The following is a 17,334-nucleotide window of genomic DNA, read 5'->3' on the forward strand; positions in this document are numbered from 1 at the left end:
TGTAGCAGTTCGGAAACGGTCATTAGCAGAGTGCTACAGATAGGGAATGAAAAAGGCGGCCAGGTGGCCGCCTTTGATGGTGCACATTCTACCTCAGCATACAAGGATGCACACCGGATGCATCCGGATGATCCCATCCCGAGATTCGGACTGATCAGTGCAGCTGGACTTCACGCTGTGCCTGCACCTTCAACGCGTAGGTCACCGCTCCCAGCATCGTGGGGTCGTAATACCGCGCTCCAGGCCCAGATAGGCCGCCGAGTGCAGCGCGTGATACGCCACCCGTAGCGGTTCATCCCAATGCACCATCAGCTTCCGGTACACGTCCTCGCCCGGCGCCGTGAGCAAGCCGGACCAGTGACATGTGAACAGCACACGCACTGAAGAGATTCTGGTCTCAATGTGAGCCCTTCCGCCTTGACGGGGGGTTCCAAGCTGCCTACAATTATAAAAACTAAAACAAAGGTTCACTAGGTGAAACAATGGTAGAAAAAGACCCAGCAGTGGGTTCCATCCGTTCCGTCGAACGGGCCTTCACCCTGCTTGATGCACTGGCCCGCTCCGACCGCCCCCTCACCCTCACTGAACTCAGCAACCGCACCGACATGTCCAAAGCCACGGTGCTCCGCTTCCTGGCCACCCTCGAGCAGTGGGCCCTTACCCAGAAAGTCAACAACGGGTACCAGCTCAATGTCGGCACCCTGCCGCTGGCCTACGCCTTCCTGATGAACGACAGCCTGAACAGGGCCGCGCTGCCCGTCCTGCAACGCGTGGCCCTCGCCACCCAGGAAACCGTCACGATGTACGTCCGCGCCGGCATGGAACGCGTCGTCGTGCAGCGCGTCGAGGGACGCACACCCTTCGCCCACACCCTGCCCGTCGGCCAGCGCCTTCCTCTGCTGCTCGGCGCCCCCGGCCTGGTACTGGCCGCCGCAATGAAAGCCGCTGACCGTTACGCTCTGCTGGAACACCACCCGGAAGTGGTGCTGGCCAGCGGCGAACGGTTCGACCGGCCAGCCATGGAAGCGCGTCTCGATCAGGTCCACCAGCAGGGCTACGCCATCAGCCGCAGCGAGCGACTCTCCCAGATCTTCGCCGTGGCCGCCCCCGTCAAGACGGCGGATCAGACCGTCAAGGCGGCTGTGGGCATCACTGCGCACGAGAAACGCATCACGGACGAGCAGGTCGAGGTCCTGATCGAAGAAGTCATGTTCGCCAGCCGGGCGATCGGCGAAGCGTCCGGATCCTGGTCCACCGGACACCAGGCCTCCAGCCCTCAGACCGAAGTGACGTCGGCCCGCAGCACGCGCCGTCGTCCACGCTGAGGCCTGCCCGTGGAACACACCATGCAGCGATACCAGCAAGCCGCCGCCGTCCTCTTTTTGTTCTTTGCCGTGTTCATCGTCTGGCAGGGCCTGAAACTCCAGTACTACACCCCCCTCGGCCCGGGTTCAGGCTTTTTCGCTGTCTGGCTCGGCGCCCTCCTCGGCCTCCTCGCCCTGATGCAGCTGGTCCAGACCATCCGCCCGGCACGCCCGGCCACCCCGCCGGTGATGGACGCCGACCTGAACGCGCCAGCAGAAGTTGAACCCGAACAGGTGCTGCCGGACCGTTCCGGGGTTATACGCATCGCCGCCGTAATCGGCGCGCTGATCCTGACCGCTCTGCTGCTGCCCCTGCTGGGCTTTCAGATCACCGCCTTCATCCTGCTTATCTTCCTGCTGCTGGGACTGGAACGCGTTCGCCCCGTCACAGCCGTGATTATCGCCCTCGTGTTCAGCGTTGGCCTGTTTCAGCTTCTGACTCGCTTCCTGAGTGTTGAACTGCCGCACTCCTCCCTGGCCGTACTCAAGCAGCTCGGGCTGTAAGGAGACCCGTTATGGAATCATTCACTGATCTGCTGCTCGGCTTCAGCGTGGCGTTGCGCTGGGAGAACCTGCTCTACGCGCTGGTGGGCTCCATCCTCGGGACCCTCATTGGCGTCCTGCCTGGTATCGGACCGGTGGCCGGCACGGCCCTCCTGATCCCTTTGACCTTCGACATGCCTGCCGTCGGCGCCATCATCATGCTGACCTCGCTGTTCTACGGCACCGCGTACGGCGGCACCATCACCAGCGTGCTGCTCAACGTTCCCGGGGAGGCGGCCTCCGCCGTCACCGCCATCGACGGTCACCAGATGGCCAAAAAAGGTCGAGCAGGGGCGGCCCTCGCCATCGCCGCCATCGGCTCGTTCGTCGGCGGCACCGTGGCCACCATCGCGCTGGTGTTCGCCGCGGGCAGCCTCGCCCGCCTGGCCCTGAACTTCGGACCGGTGGAATTCGCTGCCCTGACCGTGCTGGGCCTGTCGCTCCTGATGGGTCTGGCCGGCAAGTCCCTCGTGAAGGGCCTGATGATGGGTCTGTTCGGCCTGCTGCTCGCCCTGGTCGGCCTCGACCCGGTTCAGGGTCTGCCGCGGTTCACCTTCGGACACCTTGAACTGCTCGATGGCCTGAGCTTTGTGGCAGTGGTGATGGGTCTGTTCGGCCTGAGCGAGATCATGCTCCTGATCGAAAACCGCCTGCGTCCCGTGGTGGCGCACGCCATGAGTTCGATGATGCTCAGCCGGCAGGATGTCCGGGACTCCACGGCCCCCATCCTGCGTGGCAGCGTGATCGGCACGGCCCTGGGCCTGGTGCCGGGCATGACCGGCTCCGTGTCCTCGCTGCTTTCCTACGTTGTTGAACGCAAGTCCTCCAAGCACCCCGAGCGGTTCGGCACCGGCGCCATCGAAGGCGTCGCCGGACCGGAAACCGCCAACAACGCCCACGCCAACGGCGCCCTGATTCCCCTGTTCACCCTGGGGATCCCTGCCTCACCGACCGTCGCCGTGCTGATGGGCGCGTTCCTGATGAAAGGTCTGGTGCCTGGCCCCCTGCTCTTCACGGAGCAACCCGAGCTTGTCTGGGGTGTTATTGCCAGCTTCTACGTCGGCAACATCATCCTGCTGATCCTGAATCTCCCCCTCATCGGCATCTGGGTCCGGGTGCTGCTGATCCCGCAGGCGATCCTGATCGCCATCATTCTCGCCCTGCTGGTTGTCGGCGCGTACACCATCAACAACAGCGTGTTTGACATCTACGTGATGCTGATTTTCGGCGTCATCGGCTACCTGCTGCGCAAACTTGACTACCCCATCGCCCCGATCATTCTCGCGCTGGTGCTCGGGCCCCTCATGGAACGCTCCCTGCGCCAGTCGCTGGAACTGTCCCAGGGCAGCGCGCAGATCTTCCTGCAAAGCCCCATCGCGCTCACCTTCCTGATTGCAGCGGCGCTGGTGCTGCTCTCACCCACCTTCCGGCCGCTCCTGACCCGCTGGCAACGCCGCCGCGCCTAGCCGGCGCCCGCACCCTGACCTGTTCCTGCACGTCCTGCCGCGTAGTCCGAGGTTTGCGTATGACCTACACCGCCCAACATCCTCCCTGAATCCCTCCTCGCCTATCGTCCGCTCTTCCTCCACATGCCACTCCCCGCCGCCCAGCGCGGCTCCCCCCAGAGGTCACCCCATGAAAATCACCCCCAAGCAAGGCCTGATGACTGCCACCGCCCTCCTCGTCTCCCTGAGCCTGTTGTCTTCCACCGCTTCCAGCCAGTCGCGTAAGGTTACGTTCCCGGAGAAAGGCAAGACCATTCAGATCATCGTGGGGTTCGCCGCTGGTGGCAGCACCGACGTTGGCGCGCGACTGCTCGCCAAAGGCCTGGAAAAGGAACTGGGCGTACCGGTCGTGATCGTAAACCGCCCCGGCGCGGGTGGTCAGCTCGGCTACGTCGCCCTGACGCAGGCCAAGCCCGACGGGTACACCATCGGGAACACGAACTTCCCGTCCGCCGTGGTGACGTACCTCGACCCAGCGCGTCAGGCCACCTACAAACGCAACGATTTCATCCCGCTGGCCCTGCATGTGGTGGACCCCGGCCTGTTTGCCGTCCGGAAAGACAGCCCGTACAAGAGCCTCAAGGACGTGATCGCGGCCGCCAAAGCCAACCCTGGAAAGATCACCATCTCCACCACCGGACTTCAGACCGATGAGCATTTCGCGATTCTGCAACTCGAGAAGATGGCCGGCGTGAAGTTCGCCCCGGTGCACTTCTCGCAGGGAATTGCTTCCGCCACCACCGCCCTGCTGGGTGGGAAAATTGACGTGTTCGCCGGGAATGTCGGTGATCTCCTCGGCCAGTACAAGGCCGGTGAGGTGCGCATCCTGGGCGTGATGGACGACCGGCGCAGCCCGTTCTACCCGAACGTCCCCACGTTCGCCGCGTACGGCTACAAGCTGGAGAACTCCGCTTCACGCGGTTTCGCCGCTCCGGCCGGTACGCCCACCGAGGTCGTCAACGTCCTGAGCAAGGCCATCCAGAAGGTCGCCAGCTCAGAAGCGCACAAGCAGGAAATGAAGAACTTGGGCCTCACCCTGCGGTACATGACTCCGGCGAAGTACCGCGCTTACTGGAGTACCTACGAAACGGATATTCAGGACCTGCTGCCCCTGTCGCGCCAGTGAACCAATCCGTCATTACCGAACGAGGGCTCCTATGACACAGAAAGTACTTGTCACGTCAATTTTCCTCCACGCTGGTGGGGAGGTCGATCACCTGCTCCGGGCGGAAGGCTTCGAGCCTACCTACGCCCCCGCGCTTACGAAGCGCACTGAAGATGAACTCATTGGCCTTCTCGACGGCGTGTCCGGGGCGATCATTGCCAACGAACCCTTCACGGACCGAGTCCTGGCAGCTGCTCCGGATCTGAAAGTCATCTCCCGCACCGGCGTGGGTTTCGACAGCATAGACGTGGCGGCGGCCACCCAGCGCGGCGTCGTGGTGTGCAACACGCCCAACGTCAACCGGTACGCGGTCGCGGAATGGACCCTGGCGATGATGCTCGGCTGCGCGCGCCACGCCGTGAAGAACTGGACGGAAATGAATGCCGGAGGGTTCAAACGGTTCGAGGGCACTGAACTGTACGGCAAGACCCTGGGCCTGGCCGGACTGGGCGGCATCGGCAAGGAGGTCGCCCGGCGGGCCCACGCGTTCGGGATGACGCTCCTGGCCGTCGAGGAGTACCAGGATCAGGCCTTCGCGGCGCAGTACGGCGTCACGTATGTCGACCTGGAGACCGCACTCGAGCAGAGCGATTTCCTGAGCCTGCACCTGCCCCTCAACGCCCAGACCCGTCATCTGATCAACGCGGAGCGCCTCGCGCGGATGAAGCCCAGCGCGTGCCTGATCAACACGGCACGTGGTGGCGTCGTGGACACGGTGGCCCTGGCGCAGGCCCTGCGTGAAGGCACCATCGCTGCTGCCGCCCTGGACGTGTTCGAGGAAGAACCCCTGCCCGCGGACAGCCACCTGCACGCCCTCGAGAACCTGCTGATGAGTCCCCACGTGGGCGGCGTCACGACTGAAGCCCGGCAGATGTCCGGCGTCCGCGCCGCGGAGAACCTCATCCTGGCGCTCAAAGGTCAGGCGCCTGCCTCGCCGGTCAACCCGGAAGTGATTCCCACGGCCCGGTACGCGGTCAGCGCCACCTGAAGGCAGGCCCGCCGCTTTCCAGCTTTCCAGCGGGCCTGCGCACCGTCATCCCACCCGCCACGCCGTGTTCTCACTCCTAACAACGGGCAGGGCAACCTGCCACCCGAAAAGGACCAACTGTGCTGATTCCTGATTCCCCCTACTTCCAGAACCACGTCGAGCGAACTTCACCTGAACTCGTCACGCGCGCCTCGGGCTTCGCGGCTTCCATCCTGGCGGACGTTGCCGGTCGCCGCGGAACCATGCATGGCCGCGTTCGCGCGCTGGCGCCATCCATGCGTGTGGCGGGGCCAGCCATCACCGTCGAGGTGCGTCCGGGGGACAACCTGATGATCCACGCGGCCATGGCCATCGCTCAGCCCGGGGATGTGCTGGTCATTGACGGGAAAGGGGACCAGACCTGCGCGCTCATGGGCGAGATCATGATCAGCCAGTGCATGGCCCTCGGCTTGGCCGGGGTCATCATCGACGCCGCGGTGCGCGACTCGGCAGAAATTCAGGCCCTGGGGTTCCCAGTCTTCTCGGTCGGGACCAACCCGAACGGGCCCACCAAGTTCGTCCCGGGCCGGGTCAATCACACCATCAGCGCAGGCGGCGTCACGGTCCGGCCGGGCGATCTGGTGGTGGCGGACGCGGACGGGGTCTTTGTGGCCGAGCGTGAGCAGGTGGAGGCGCTGCTGCCGCTGGCGCAGAAGAAAGTCGATTCGGAGTCCGCGCGGTTGCAGGACATCCGCAGCGGCCGCAACCTGACCCCAGGCTGGCTGGCTGCGGCACTCGCGGCGGCCGGCGTGCTGGAGGAAACCGCGACAGCGTAGTAGGGTGCCCTGAAAGCAAGCGTCCCGGATCGTCCCTGGGGTGTGAGGCAGGACCTCACACCCCAGGCTTGTTCTCCGAGGCTATCGCCGCAGGAGCGGGAGAGTAACCGGAGTGTGAATCTTGAGGAGGGCAGGCAGATGAGCCCAGAGGCACCACAGGGCCATGGCCCGAACGAGGTTCAGCTGCTCCTCTGTCAGCGCCTGCGCGCAGAGGAATTGTTGGAGGTGAATACGGTGGCGGTTCGCCTTGGACTGCTTCCTGTGGAGGTCCAGGAGCGCATTCACCTCGGGAAGCTTCCGGCCGTGCGGATGGGCGGGAAATTGTATGTCCAGCAGGATGATCTCACGTTCTACGTTGACCAGCTTGAACATCCGCCCGGCCTGATGGCAGCCTGGACGTGGGCGACCGCTACGGTGCACCTGGCGGGGACGCTGGACGACCTTCAGGAACGCCTGCCGGAGCGGCTGCGCTGCTTACGAAAGGAGCTTCTCGGTCCGCTCCAGCCGTTCGCGGAGCGCGTCAAGGAGTACCTGAAGGGGGGAAGGTACGGCGCGGTGGCGCTGCATGTCCGGGGTGCGGAGCGGATGGTCCTGGCTTTTGAGCGGGCGCATGGGCCCCTCAGCGTCGAGATGCGGCACACGGTGGCACCGCGGAGCGTCACCAGCCATCCCTGTGAAGATGATCAACCAGGTTAGGTGAGCGGGGCTCAGGGGGCCGATGACGATGGTGCCGGCATACGGCGTTCAGACAGAGAACACCGCTGTTTCGCTCTTGCTCACCTCCCGGATCACCATGCGCCAGTCATCCCCGCGTTCTCAGTTCAGGCACACCTAGCCAGAAGTGCGCTGGCGGGGACGCCATTCACGCTGGTCGCCGCTGAGGCTCAGAGCGAGCCAGGGATGGTGCGGGTCGTTTTCCACGGAGGCATACAGGGTGTACAGCCGACCGTCGTCCAGCGCGCCTTCCTCCTCGCCTGACCAGTCCGACACAACAACTTCACCTGGATGCAGCGGCACCGGCAGCGACAGGCGGCCGAACACTTCGTGACGCCATTCGGCCCACGCCTGCTCCACACGTCCGCGAAACGTCATCAGGTACTGGCGCAGCGGCGTGTCGTCGAGATCAGTCAGGGCACCGCCGAGGGTCTCGCGGCGGAACACGTTCGGTTCAACCTGACGCTGACTCATCACGATCAGGCTGTACGGGAGGTTTCGTTCGGTGGCGAGATGACGCAGCGTATGGAGATGCATCTGCTCATCAGCAAAATCACTCAACACGATGTCCCGCGCGTAGTCCGGTCGGCGCAGGATGATCAGCCCGTTGCCGCCGTGATGTCCGAGCCACTGGCCATCTGCGGTGTAAAACGCGCAGTAGCCGCAGCGGGCACACAGCCGCTCAGAGTGGGTCGCGAAGGTCGTCACGATGGTCGCCTGTTCGTCACAGGTGGTATGGGCCCAACCGGGCGTGTCCACCAGCCGAGGAGCAGGCGCTGGAAGAGGAGCGCCCACGCGAGCGAGTTCCTGGTGGATCAGGGTGGTGTTGGCGTTCAGGAGCAGTCGAAGGTCCATGTCTCGCCTCTCATCACAGCATGGTCTTCCGGGCAGATGGAGTGTTTTTTCTCTCATGAGAGATGTGTCTGTTTCACCACATCTTGCAGATGCAGCAGAGTGTGCTCCGCCACCGGCGGACGGGATGATGAGAAGCTGGGTTCGACGTGTTGATTTTGAATTACATCTAATATCTCTTCGATGTAAATCACCGGTCTGGAGGCGCAGTACCGGCAACATCACTCTCCCCTTGCCCACCGTCCTACACCCACGCCGGCCCAGTACCAAAGCCACGTCGTTGACGCCAGGACACCAAAGTTTTTGGCTTCAGGACCCTCTCTCCAGTTCCATTTCTCAAGGGTGAACGCTCATGCGCACGTCCAGTGAGCTGGGCCCGGATGGGTGTCCGTGTGGAGCTCAGGAACGTGCGGCGCACCTAGATTCGTCATGCCTTACCGCAGGGGCGCGGGATAAGCACTCGAGCGCCTGTACCGCCAGACGATCCTGAAGACGTGCAGCGCGCCTTTTACGACCCCTGGGGAGGAACTGGAATGACTGCCAGGGTGCACCGTGACACGCATACGCCCCGGTCCTGCTCATCGACAATCTCGATCTGCCACACCTGGGTCGTGCGTCCCTGATGCACGGGCGTCGCGGTGGCCGTCACGACGCCGCTGCGGACGGCGCGCAGGTGGTTGGCATTGATCTCCATTCCCACGGCCGTCATGCCGCGCTCCGCGACACTCAGGTGCGCTCCCAGACTGGCGACAGTTTCGGCCAGCGCCACACTCGCGCCGCCGTGCAGCACCCCGAACGGTTGATGCACCCGCCGCTCGACGGGCATGCGCGCGACCACCCGCTCGCCGCTCGCTTCCAGAAACTCAATGCCCAGATGATCTGGCAAGGCGCCGCGGGCCTGTTCAGTGAACTCAGCAAGAGACAGGGTCATGGGGCGCTCCTCTGCGGACGCAGGATCAGGCAGGTGGTGGTGGCATGAGCACACAACCTGTCGTTTGCGTCCAGGAGTTTCGCGTGTGCCGTGGCCACCTGGCGCGACACACTCAGCACCTCGCCCACCGCGCGCACCTCCCCCATACCCACGAGCAGGGGCCGCAGGTAGTTCACCTTGAGCTCAAGGGTGGTGTAACCCACGCCCGCCGGCAGCCGGGTGTGGATCGCACACCCGAGCGCGGAATCCAGCAGCGTCGCATACACGCCGCCATGAACGCTGCCGATCGGGTTGTAGTGAAATTCCTGCGGGGTCATCCGGAACGTCACCCGGCCGTCCTCGATGTCGTCCTCAAGCGCCAGCGAGAAGTCGAGGCTCGCCGCAATGGGTGGGCCTGGGAACTCACCGCGCACCATCGCCCGCAGGTAATCCAGTCCGCTGATATGCCGCGCGGCTTCGGCACCGACCAGTGGATCTTCCCAGGTGTACGTGCGAACGCGGTCCCCCTGGAGAGGCCCGTTGTGGAGCGGAGTAGGGGGTGAGACGGGGTCTGGTGTGGTGGGGTGGGTCATGCTGGCTCCTGGGACAGGGGGCTAAGCGTTCGGCGGGTGCGGCTTGTGAAGTTTGAGAACAAGGGCTGCTGCGCTTTGGACCACCTGGTGGCATCAGGCCCGCCACCTTCGCTATTTATATGATACATATCATATAAAGAGCTACCTGGTGGCATCTCTGACGCAGGAACCCCGGGACCGCTGATTTCAAGGAGAACCCCACCTCACTCGTGCATAGCCGAAAGAAGGAGCATCATGCTGACCCACCGGACTGCCCGAACATTCGCCACCCACGCGTTCCGCCCACAGGTGACCTGAGATGGCCCGCTACCGCAGTGACCATGCCCAGGAGACACGCGAGAAAATCCTGAATGCGGCGACCCTGGCCTTTAAGGCGGACGGGCTCAACACCGTCGGCATCGGGCGGCTGATGGGAAAAGCGGGACTGACGCACGGCGGGTTCTATGCCCACTTCCCCAGCAAGGACGCTCTGGTCCAGGAAACGCTCGCGCGGAGCCTTCAGAAGACTGCCCGCAACCTCCTGCAAGCCGCCACCGACACTCCCCCTTACGGCCTCGGCGGCGTCATCCGCAGTTATGTCAGCCGCCAGCACCGCGACCGGCCCGCCGCAGAAGGCAGCTGTGTCCTGCCGGCCCTGGCGGCTGAGGTCGCCCGGCAGTCGCCTGACGTCCGGCAGGCGGTCACCGAGACCATTGCAGTCCTGATCGACGAACTGAGCGCACTCTCACAAGCGGGCGACCCCGCAGCCCAGCGGGCGGAGGTGCTTCCCATTCTTTCCGGCATGGTGGGCGCCATTCTGCTGTCCCGCGCGGTATCCGACCCGGACCTCAGTGACGCCATCCTCAAAACCACCCGCGACCACCTGATGGGTCAACTCCTGCCCGGGAACGCCCATGACCGCGGGTAACCGCCTCATCCAGCGCTCCACCCTGATCGCCTCCAGCCTGGCGGTGGTGGTGGTCATGCTCAACGTCGCTGCCGTGAACCCAGCACTCCCGAGCCTCCAGCAGGCCTTTCAGACGAGTACGACAGACCTCCAGTGGGTGGTCAACGTGTACAACATTGTCTTTGCCGCGCTGCTGCTCGTGGGCGGGCTGCTCGGGGCCAGGCTGGGATTTCGCCGCGTCCTGCTGGGGGGGCTGGCTCTTGGGGCGTTCGGCGCGGTCCTGACCGCCCTGGCGCCCTCGTATGCCGTGGTGCTGCTGGGGCGGGGAATCACTGGCGTGGGCGCCTCCCTGGTGCAACCTGCCACTCTGGTTCTCCTCACTCTCGCCTTCAGCGATCCTGCGGCCCGCGCCCGGGCGATCGGGCTGTGGGCCGGCGTATCCGGACTGGGCATCGCCGTGGGACCCGTCCTGGGGGGTGTGCTGGTGGACGCCTTCGGCTGGACGGCGGTGTTCTGGACTCTCGTCCTGGCAGGCGCAGTCACCTGGGCCGCTTCGCTGTGGGGAACCCGGGAGTCCCCGCGCTTCGCGGCGCGTCGCGTCGACCTGCCCGGCCTCCTCCTGGTTGTCCTGACGCTGGGCAGCCTGATCTACGGACTCACGCAGGGCAATGGGTTGGGCTGGGGTTCACCCCTGGTCCTGGGGTGCCTGCTGGGCGCCGGGGTCTTGTTCGCGCTTTTTCTGTGGGTGGAGGGGCGCGAACAACACCCCCTGGTCGACCTGGGCCTCTTTCGCAACCTGACCTTTACTGCGTCGAATCTGGGCGGCCTGCTGATCTTTTTCGGGCCCTTCAGCCTCCTGGTTTTCTTCACGCTGCTGCTCCAGGGTGTCATGCGGTACTCGGCCACCCGCGCCGGGCTAATCATTGTCTTTTTCCCGCTCGGCGCCGCCCTGGGTTCCGTGTTGGGGGGGCACCTGACCGCCCGTCGCGGCACCCGGCTCACCGCCACGCTCGGCCTGGGTCTGATCGGGCTGGCCACGCTGGTCCTGGTGCGCGTGTCCTTGAGGACGACGGGGTGGGACTTGTGGTGGAACTTCGCCGTGATGGGGCTGGGGGTGGGCCTGTCCCTGGGGGCCCTCACGACAGCGGCGATGGCGAGCGCGCCGCGCGATCAGATGAGCCAGGCCTCCAGCCTCCTGAGCGCGCTGCGTCAGGTGGGTGCCGCCCTGGGGATCGCCCTGCTGGGGGCGGTCATTGCCCTTCACCCTGGTGAGGACGAAGCCGCTTTCCTGGGCGGCCTGCGCGACGCCCTGTGGTTGGCTGGAGGCGTACTGCTGCTGAGTGCTCCGGCAGTCTGGTGGGCGATGGGCCGGCCGGAGGGGGAAGGGCGGCCTGCCGGGGGCACCCTGACAGCTCCGGTCCAGGATGCGGCGTCGCAGGAAGGCTGACGGCATCAGAGCACGCTTGCGGGTTGAAGGGCACGGCGCGGCCCGTCGAGTCGCGTGCGGGTGATCCGCCGGCTGAGTTCCGCCTCTGGCGCGGAAAATTCTGAGGCATCAAATGCTCCCGGTTATACATTCAATTCTGTAGGCGTTCCTGCCTGCATCAGCCGCATGGCGAAGGTCACGTCCTGATTCCGTAATAGGTCCAGTTCGACAACCGCGATGAATACCGGCGGCAGCCCGGACAGGGTGGTCTCCCGGGGCCGAGCCGCACAAGGATCGGCCTGCTGCTCCGTGACGTACCAGGTTCCGTGTTCAGCCTGGGAACCAGCAACACCTCACTTGCAACGCCTCTCCTGTCCTTTCTGCGTCACCACTCGTCTTCACTGCGCCCACAGCAGGGCCGTCAGTAAGAACCCCGGATCAGGGCTGAAGCGAGACCAGCACTTCATATCCGGACACATTCCGCAGGAGGCGCGGGTGAAGAACATATGCGGGCCGTACCCATAAGATGCGCCGCCAAGGTATGGCGGCGCATCTTATGGAGTAAACCTCAGAAGTTGAACTTGTCGATGTTGGCTTTGTCGAACACGGTGAGGGGCCCGAGGATGACCACACCATCTTTGCCGATGGTGCGCTGCCCAAGTTTCCCGGCGCTGAACTTCTCGCCTTCCTTACCCGTGATCTGGCCGCTGACGAGCGCAGCTGCGGCGTAGGAGGCCAGGTACCCGAGTTCTTCCGGGTTCCACAGGGCAAAGCCCTGTACAGTTCCGTTCTTCACGAAGGCACGCATCTGGTTCGGGGTGCCCAGACCAGTCAGGGCAACTTTGCCTTTGTACGGGCTGCCGGAAAGGTAGCGGGCGGCGGCGCTGATGCCGACCGTGGTGGGGGAGATGACGCCCTTGAGGTTCGGGTAGGCCTGCATCATGCCCTGCATTTCAGTGAAGGACTTCTGGTCATCGTCGTTGCCGTACGCGATCTTGACCAGTTTCATGTCCTTGTACTGAGGCTTTTGCAGTTCTTCCTGCATGACCTTGATCCAGGCGTTCTGGTTAGTGGCGTTCGGAGTGGCCGACAGGATGGCAATTTCACCTTTGCTGCCGATCTGCTTAGCGAGGATCTTCACCTGATCGCGGGCGATGGTGTCCGCGCTGGCCTGACTGACGAACACGTGCCGGCCACCAACCGCGACGTCACTGTCGTACGTAACGACTTTGACTCCCTGCTGCATGGCGCGCTTGAGGTACGGCACCAGGGCGTTGGTGTCGCTGGCGGACACCACGATGGCGTTCTGCCGCTGGGCAAGCAGGGTATTGATGTAGCTGACCTGGCTTGACGCGCCCGCATCGGACGGCCCGACCTGCTTGCCGACGCCGGCGATTTCCTTGATGGCAGCCTGGCCACCTTTCCAGGCGGTGGTGAAGTACGGGTTGTTGACCTGTTTGGGCAGGAAGGCGATGGTAATGCCTTTCTTGAGGGTGCCCTGAGCGGTCGCGACGGCGGCGGCTCCGAGCGTGAGGGTCAGGGCGGCGAGCAGAACAGTGCGGTGTTTCATGGTTCCTCCAAAGGGAAGCGGATGGGCGGGTGAGGTGGAAAGCAGGGCGCGCTGTGCAGGGGCTTCAGGGGCTCACAGCGTGCCTCCTTGGGGCTGGGTGTTAAGCCGCTGCTGTCGTGCTGTTTTAAAGCGCGCCGCTAGATTCGGCCCAAGGACCGAGAGGATCAGCAGCAGACCCGTAACGATGGTCAGGATTTCATTCGGCACGTCAGCAAGGGTCAGGGCGTTCTGAATGATGCCAATCAGGAACACGGCGGCAATCACGCCAATCACGCTTCCCCGTCCGCCGAAGATGCTGACGCCGCCCAGCAGTACGGCGGCAATCACGGCGAGTTCCAGGCCAGCCGCGTTGTCCGCCCGGGCACTGGAGAAGCGGAAGGTGTAGATCACGGCTGCAAAGGCGCTCATCAGGCCGGAGAGGATGAACAGCAGCAGTTTGGTGCGTTCGACCCGCAGGCCCGCGAAACGCGCCGCAACCTCGTTTGCGCCGATCGCGTAGAGGGACCGGCCGAACGGTGTGGCATGAAGGACAACGGCCGTGATGATGGCGAGAAGCACGAACGCTACGGCCGGAATCGGAATCTGCGTGCCGGGTACCAGACCGAACCCCAGGTTGGTCCAGAAGGGTGGAAAATCCGCCACTGCGCGGTCCCCCAGCAGCGCGTACGCGAGGCCCCGGTACAGCGCGAGGGTGCCAATGGTGACCGCCAGCGACGGCAGCCCGAGCCGGGTGACCAGCCAGCCGTTCAGGAAGCCTGCGAGCGCCCCCAGGGTGAGGGTGGCGAGAATGGCGAGGGGCATCGGTACCTGCGCCGCCCACAAGACGCCCAGCAGGGCGCTGCACATGCCGACGATCGACGCCACGGACAGGTCAATTTCGGCCGCAATGACGACCAGGGTCATGGTGAGGGCGATTAGGGCGATCTCCACCAGATTCGAGGTGAGGTTCGACAGGTTCGGGCCGGTCAGAAATGCGTCGTGCAGGGCCGAGCCCATCAGCAGGGCCACGACGACCAGCGCGAGGATGGTGGATTCCCAGCCGAGCAGGCTGCGTCTGGGCCGGTTCGGGACGCTCATCGGTGGCTCCTTTCCTGCATGACGCGGGCTGCACGCCGCGCCACAACAATGTCGATGCTGATGGCGAGCAGCAGCAGCGCGCCCTGGATGGCCTGCTGCCAGAAGGCCGGGGCGCGCAGGGCCACCAGGGCGCTGCCAATCACTCCGAGCAGCAGCGCGCCAATTCCGGCGCCAGCGATGGTGCCGACACCGCCGGTGATGGCCACGCCGCCCACGACAGCTGCGGCGATCACCTGCAACTCCAGCCCGGTGCCGGCGGCCGCGTCGACTGTGCCGTACCGCGCGAGGTACAGCACCCCCGCAAGCCCAGCGATGGCCCCCGAGAGGATGAAACCAGTCATGACGCGCCGGCTGACGTTGATCCCGGCCAGGGAGGCGGCCTCCACGTTGGATCCGACCGCGTAATACTCGCGGCCCGCGCGGTACGACCTCAGGTAGATGCTGAACAGCGCCATGACCACGAGGACCAGCAGGACTAGGGACGGCACCCCCAGGACACTGCTGCTCGCGAACGAACTGAACGCCGCCGGGAGGTTGCTTGCCGTAATCTGCCCACCTTGAACGACAGCGTAGTCCACGCCACGGAACACGTACAGCGTCCCGAGGGTTGCGACCAGGGCCGGCACTTTCCCGTACGCGACCAGCAAACCGTTTACGGCGCCGAGCAGTGCGCCGATGCCTACGCCGGCCACGAACGCCAGCCCGATCGGCATGCTGGGGTTCGCGACAAAAAGCGACCCGGTGAGGAACGCAGTCAATCCGAGGGTGCTGCTGACGCTCAGGTCAACGTGCTTCATCAGCAGGACCAGGGTCTGCCCGACGACGACCAGGCCAATGATCGCGACGTTTAATGCCAGATCCCGCATGCTCTGCGGAGTAAGAAAGCGGGGATTGATGGCCGTGGTCATCGCCACCAGGGCCAGCAGGATCAGAATCAGGCTGGCTTCCCGGGCGCGGAACAACCGGGACAGGAGGTTCGGAGGAGGAGTGCTGGCAGTTCCAGGCGTCGACAGTCCAGTCATCACGCCACACCACCCACGGCGGTCTGCCGGGCGGGAGTGGGAGTGCCCTGGCCGGTGGCGAGGTACATCACGGCTTCTTCCGAGGCGTCCTGACGGGGCAGTTCGCCCACCAGTTCGCCTTCACGCATGACCAGAATGCGGTCTGCCATTCCCAGCACCTCCGGAAGGTCACTACTGATCATCACCACGGCGAGTCCTTCGGCAGCGAGCTGTGCGAGGGTGCGGTGCACTTCCGCTTTGGCGCCGACGTCCACTCCGCGGGTGGGCTCATCCACGATCAGGACAGCTGGGCCAGTGGCAAGCCATTTGGCCAGCACGACCTTCTGCTGATTCCCGCCGGAGAGCGTGCTGACCGCGTCGGTCAGGCGGTGGGCTTTGAGCTGGAGTTTGCTGGTCCAGTCGCTGGCCGTCTGGTATTCCCGCGCGCGGTCCATCAGGGGGCCGCGGCGCAGGCGGCCGAGGATGGCCAGGGTGGCGTTGCGTTCAATGCTCATGTCCATCACCAGGCCCTGCTGCCGGCGGTCTTCCGGCACCAGGCCAATCCCGGCCTGCATAGCGGCGCCGGTGCTGCCGGCCGGTACCGGGTGTCCCTGGACACGAACTTCTCCGGCGTCCCGGGGGTCGATGCCGAAGATGACGCGGGCCACTTCGCTGCGGCCGGCACCCACCAGGCCGGCCAGGCCGACGATCTCTCCCCGCCGGACCTGGAAGCTGACATCCCGGAATACGCCCCGGCGGGTGAGGCCGCGGACGTCCAGGGCAATGTCGCCTGGCGTGACGGGAATCTTGGGGTAGAGCTCGCTGACGTCACGGCCGACCATGCCGCGGACCACGCTGTCGATGGTGTACTCCAGGGCAGGTCCACTGCTGACCCAGCGGCCGTCACGCATGATTGTGAAGCGCTGGCATTCCGCAAAGGCTTCCTCCAGCCGGTGAGTGATGAACAGAACGGCTGCCCCACGGGCGCGCAGGGCGCGGACAACGCGGAAGAGCCGTTCGGTTTCCTGACCGGTCAGGGCTGCGGTCGGTTCGTCCATGATCAGCACGCGCGCCTGGAAGGACAGGGGCTTTGGCGATCTCCACGATCTGCTGATCGGCGATGGACAGGCCCCGCACGGGCCGGGCCGGATCGAGGGGTACGCCGAGGTCGCGGAGAATCTCCCCAACAGTGGAAAGCATGGCCCGACGGTCGATGCGCCCGCCGCTTTTCAGAGGCTGGCGTCCCATCAGGACGTTCTCAGCAACTGTGAGGTCCGCGAAGAGGGTCGGTTCCTGGTAAATGATGGCGATGCCGGCGTCGCGCGCTTCAGCGGTGTTGTAAAAGGTGCGCGGCTGACCTTCGAGCAGCAGTTCCCCTCCGTCGGCGCGGTGAACACCGGCGAGGATCTTTACCAGGGTGCTTTTGCCGGCGCCATTCTCACCGAGCAGCGCGTGAGCTTCGCCGCCATACAGCTCCAGGCTGACGTCCACGAGCGCTTGGACCGGTCCGAAGCTTTTGCTGGCGTGATGCAGGGCAAGGATGGGCTGGTCAGTCAAGGTGGAAGACCTCCTCAAGTTGCAAGAAGCCTTCGTCAGGGTTTTTTCCATTGAGGGCTTCAAAGTAGGGAGCCATGGTGGCCTGCCAGCGGGCGTTCACTTCGCGCCCAGCCATGCCTTGTTGGGCCGCAGCCAGGTCTGGCGTTTCGAAGTAGCCCACCAGAAGTCCGTCGCCGCGCAGAAAAAGGGAGTAGTTGTGCCAGCCGGTCTCGCGCAGGGCCTGGAGCATGTCCGGCCACACGGCCTGATGGTGAGTCTTGTACTCGGTGAGGCGGTCAGGGCGTACCTGCAACAGAAAGCAGACACGGTGGAGCGGCGGTGCAGGTGTGGGCATGGATTCTCCAGCGGGCGGTTCCCGGTTTTCGGTT

General features: G+C 64.7%; 17 protein-coding genes and 2 pseudogenes. 9 read left to right on the forward strand and 10 right to left on the reverse strand.

Annotated features, from left to right (window positions below; genetic code table 11):
- Positions 1–201: 201 nt before the first annotated feature.
- Positions 202–381 (reverse strand): hypothetical protein, encoded by a 180-nt coding sequence (locus DEIDE_RS19330; protein ID WP_162485745.1) that lies wholly within the window; start codon positions 379–381, stop codon positions 202–204.
- A gap of 101 nt (positions 382–482) precedes the next feature.
- Between DEIDE_RS19330 and DEIDE_RS16905 the strand changes: the two genes are divergently transcribed.
- The 7 genes from DEIDE_RS16905 (at position 483) to DEIDE_RS16935 (ending at position 7,076) form a co-directional block, all read left to right on the forward strand.
- On the forward strand, positions 483–1,325 hold the full coding sequence (locus DEIDE_RS16905) for an IclR family transcriptional regulator (RefSeq protein ID WP_012694951.1): 843 nt from the start codon (positions 483–485) through the stop codon (positions 1,323–1,325).
- A gap of 9 nt (positions 1,326–1,334) precedes the next feature.
- Positions 1,335–1,868 (forward strand): tripartite tricarboxylate transporter TctB family protein, encoded by a 534-nt coding sequence (locus tag DEIDE_RS16910; protein WP_012694952.1) that lies wholly within the window; start codon positions 1,335–1,337, stop codon positions 1,866–1,868.
- A gap of 11 nt (positions 1,869–1,879) precedes the next feature.
- Complete coding sequence (locus tag DEIDE_RS16915; protein WP_012694953.1) at positions 1,880–3,373, forward strand: tripartite tricarboxylate transporter permease; 1,494 nt, start codon at positions 1,880–1,882, stop codon at positions 3,371–3,373.
- Between the two features lie 169 nt (positions 3,374–3,542).
- A complete protein-coding gene (locus tag DEIDE_RS16920; protein ID WP_012694954.1) occupies positions 3,543–4,538 on the forward strand; it encodes a tripartite tricarboxylate transporter substrate binding protein in 996 nt (331 codons plus the stop codon).
- Positions 4,539–4,569: 31 nt separating this feature from the next.
- The gene (locus DEIDE_RS16925) at positions 4,570–5,565 is read left to right on the forward strand and encodes a phosphoglycerate dehydrogenase (protein WP_012694955.1); all 996 of its coding nucleotides are present in this window, start codon (positions 4,570–4,572) and stop codon (positions 5,563–5,565) included.
- Between the two features lie 125 nt (positions 5,566–5,690).
- Positions 5,691–6,380 (forward strand): RraA family protein, encoded by a 690-nt coding sequence (locus DEIDE_RS16930; protein WP_041228179.1) that lies wholly within the window; start codon positions 5,691–5,693, stop codon positions 6,378–6,380.
- A gap of 138 nt (positions 6,381–6,518) precedes the next feature.
- Positions 6,519–7,076 (forward strand): hypothetical protein, encoded by a 558-nt coding sequence (locus tag DEIDE_RS16935; RefSeq protein WP_012694957.1) that lies wholly within the window; start codon positions 6,519–6,521, stop codon positions 7,074–7,076.
- A gap of 135 nt (positions 7,077–7,211) precedes the next feature.
- On the opposite strand, the gene DEIDE_RS16940 is transcribed toward DEIDE_RS16935, so the two are convergent.
- The 3 genes from DEIDE_RS16940 to DEIDE_RS16950 form a co-directional block, all read right to left on the reverse strand.
- Complete coding sequence (locus DEIDE_RS16940) at positions 7,212–7,949, reverse strand: hypothetical protein (protein WP_012694958.1); 738 nt, start codon at positions 7,947–7,949, stop codon at positions 7,212–7,214.
- Positions 7,950–8,454: 505 nt separating this feature from the next.
- Positions 8,455–8,877 (reverse strand): hotdog fold thioesterase, encoded by a 423-nt coding sequence (locus DEIDE_RS16945; protein ID WP_012694959.1) that lies wholly within the window; start codon positions 8,875–8,877, stop codon positions 8,455–8,457.
- Entirely contained in the window at positions 8,874–9,449 is a 576-nt protein-coding gene (locus tag DEIDE_RS16950; RefSeq protein ID WP_012694960.1) for a PaaI family thioesterase, read from the reverse strand. Before DEIDE_RS16950 ends, DEIDE_RS16945 begins: the two co-directional genes overlap by 4 nt.
- 298 nt (positions 9,450–9,747) lie before the next feature.
- On the opposite strand from DEIDE_RS16950, the gene DEIDE_RS16955 reads away from it, so the two are divergent.
- Positions 9,748–10,356, forward strand: a complete 609-nt coding sequence (locus DEIDE_RS16955; RefSeq protein ID WP_012694961.1) for a TetR/AcrR family transcriptional regulator — start codon at positions 9,748–9,750, stop codon at positions 10,354–10,356.
- Positions 10,343–11,782: an MFS transporter gene (locus DEIDE_RS16960; protein WP_012694962.1), complete on the forward strand. Its 1,440-nt coding sequence runs from the start codon at positions 10,343–10,345 to the stop codon at positions 11,780–11,782. Before DEIDE_RS16955 ends, DEIDE_RS16960 begins: the two co-directional genes overlap by 14 nt.
- Positions 11,783–11,904: 122 nt before the next feature.
- Here the strand turns inward: DEIDE_RS16960 and DEIDE_RS19935 are convergent.
- From DEIDE_RS19935 to DEIDE_RS16985, 6 genes and pseudogenes are all read right to left on the reverse strand, one after another.
- Positions 11,905–12,069: pseudogene (locus DEIDE_RS19935) on the reverse strand (alpha/beta hydrolase fold domain-containing protein); the annotation flags it as partial.
- 260 nt (positions 12,070–12,329) lie between these two features.
- Positions 12,330–13,331, reverse strand: a complete 1,002-nt coding sequence (gene rhaS / locus DEIDE_RS16965; protein ID WP_012694963.1) for a rhamnose ABC transporter substrate-binding protein — start codon at positions 13,329–13,331, stop codon at positions 12,330–12,332.
- Positions 13,332–13,403: 72 nt separating this feature from the next.
- A complete protein-coding gene (locus tag DEIDE_RS16970; protein ID WP_012694964.1) occupies positions 13,404–14,408 on the reverse strand; it encodes an ABC transporter permease in 1,005 nt (334 codons plus the stop codon).
- Complete coding sequence (locus DEIDE_RS16975; RefSeq protein ID WP_041228057.1) at positions 14,405–15,430, reverse strand: ABC transporter permease; 1,026 nt, start codon at positions 15,428–15,430, stop codon at positions 14,405–14,407. The genes DEIDE_RS16970 and DEIDE_RS16975 overlap by 4 nt, the downstream gene beginning before the upstream one ends.
- Positions 15,430–17,017 (reverse strand): annotated as a pseudogene (locus DEIDE_RS16980) (sugar ABC transporter ATP-binding protein). Before DEIDE_RS16980 ends, DEIDE_RS16975 begins: the two are co-directional and overlap by 1 nt.
- Positions 16,959–17,300 (reverse strand): L-rhamnose mutarotase, encoded by a 342-nt coding sequence (locus tag DEIDE_RS16985; RefSeq protein WP_012694968.1) that lies wholly within the window; start codon positions 17,298–17,300, stop codon positions 16,959–16,961. Before DEIDE_RS16985 ends, DEIDE_RS16980 begins: the two are co-directional and overlap by 59 nt.
- Positions 17,301–17,334: the final 34 nt, after the last annotated feature.

Origin of the sequence: Deinococcus deserti VCD115 (genome assembly GCF_000020685.1) — a bacterium.
Taxonomy (GTDB): domain Bacteria; phylum Deinococcota; class Deinococci; order Deinococcales; family Deinococcaceae; genus Deinococcus; species Deinococcus deserti.

What these genes read in the sequence shown, in the direction of transcription:
- DEIDE_RS16945 (WP_012694959.1), bottom strand. Translation starts at nt 8,877, where the DNA reads ATGACCCTGTCTCTTGCTGAGTTCACTGAACAGGCCCGCGGCGCCTTG.
- DEIDE_RS16925 (WP_012694955.1), top strand. Translation starts at nt 4,570, where the DNA reads ATGACACAGAAAGTACTTGTCACGTCAATTTTCCTCCACGCTGGTGGG.
- DEIDE_RS16975 (WP_041228057.1), bottom strand. Translation starts at nt 15,430, where the DNA reads ATGACTGGACTGTCGACGCCTGGAACTGCCAGCACTCCTCCTCCGAAC.
- DEIDE_RS16955 (WP_012694961.1), top strand. Translation starts at nt 9,748, where the DNA reads ATGGCCCGCTACCGCAGTGACCATGCCCAGGAGACACGCGAGAAAATC.
- DEIDE_RS16960 (WP_012694962.1), top strand. Translation starts at nt 10,343, where the DNA reads ATGACCGCGGGTAACCGCCTCATCCAGCGCTCCACCCTGATCGCCTCC.
- DEIDE_RS16950 (WP_012694960.1), bottom strand. Translation starts at nt 9,449, where the DNA reads ATGACCCACCCCACCACACCAGACCCCGTCTCACCCCCTACTCCGCTC.
- DEIDE_RS16970 (WP_012694964.1), bottom strand. Translation starts at nt 14,408, where the DNA reads ATGAGCGTCCCGAACCGGCCCAGACGCAGCCTGCTCGGCTGGGAATCC.
- DEIDE_RS16935 (WP_012694957.1), top strand. Translation starts at nt 6,519, where the DNA reads ATGAGCCCAGAGGCACCACAGGGCCATGGCCCGAACGAGGTTCAGCTG.
- rhaS (WP_012694963.1), bottom strand. Translation starts at nt 13,331, where the DNA reads ATGAAACACCGCACTGTTCTGCTCGCCGCCCTGACCCTCACGCTCGGA.
- DEIDE_RS16940 (WP_012694958.1), bottom strand. Translation starts at nt 7,949, where the DNA reads ATGGACCTTCGACTGCTCCTGAACGCCAACACCACCCTGATCCACCAG.
- DEIDE_RS16905 (WP_012694951.1), top strand. Translation starts at nt 483, where the DNA reads ATGGTAGAAAAAGACCCAGCAGTGGGTTCCATCCGTTCCGTCGAACGG.
- DEIDE_RS16985 (WP_012694968.1), bottom strand. Translation starts at nt 17,300, where the DNA reads ATGCCCACACCTGCACCGCCGCTCCACCGTGTCTGCTTTCTGTTGCAG.
- DEIDE_RS16920 (WP_012694954.1), top strand. Translation starts at nt 3,543, where the DNA reads ATGAAAATCACCCCCAAGCAAGGCCTGATGACTGCCACCGCCCTCCTC.
- DEIDE_RS16915 (WP_012694953.1), top strand. Translation starts at nt 1,880, where the DNA reads ATGGAATCATTCACTGATCTGCTGCTCGGCTTCAGCGTGGCGTTGCGC.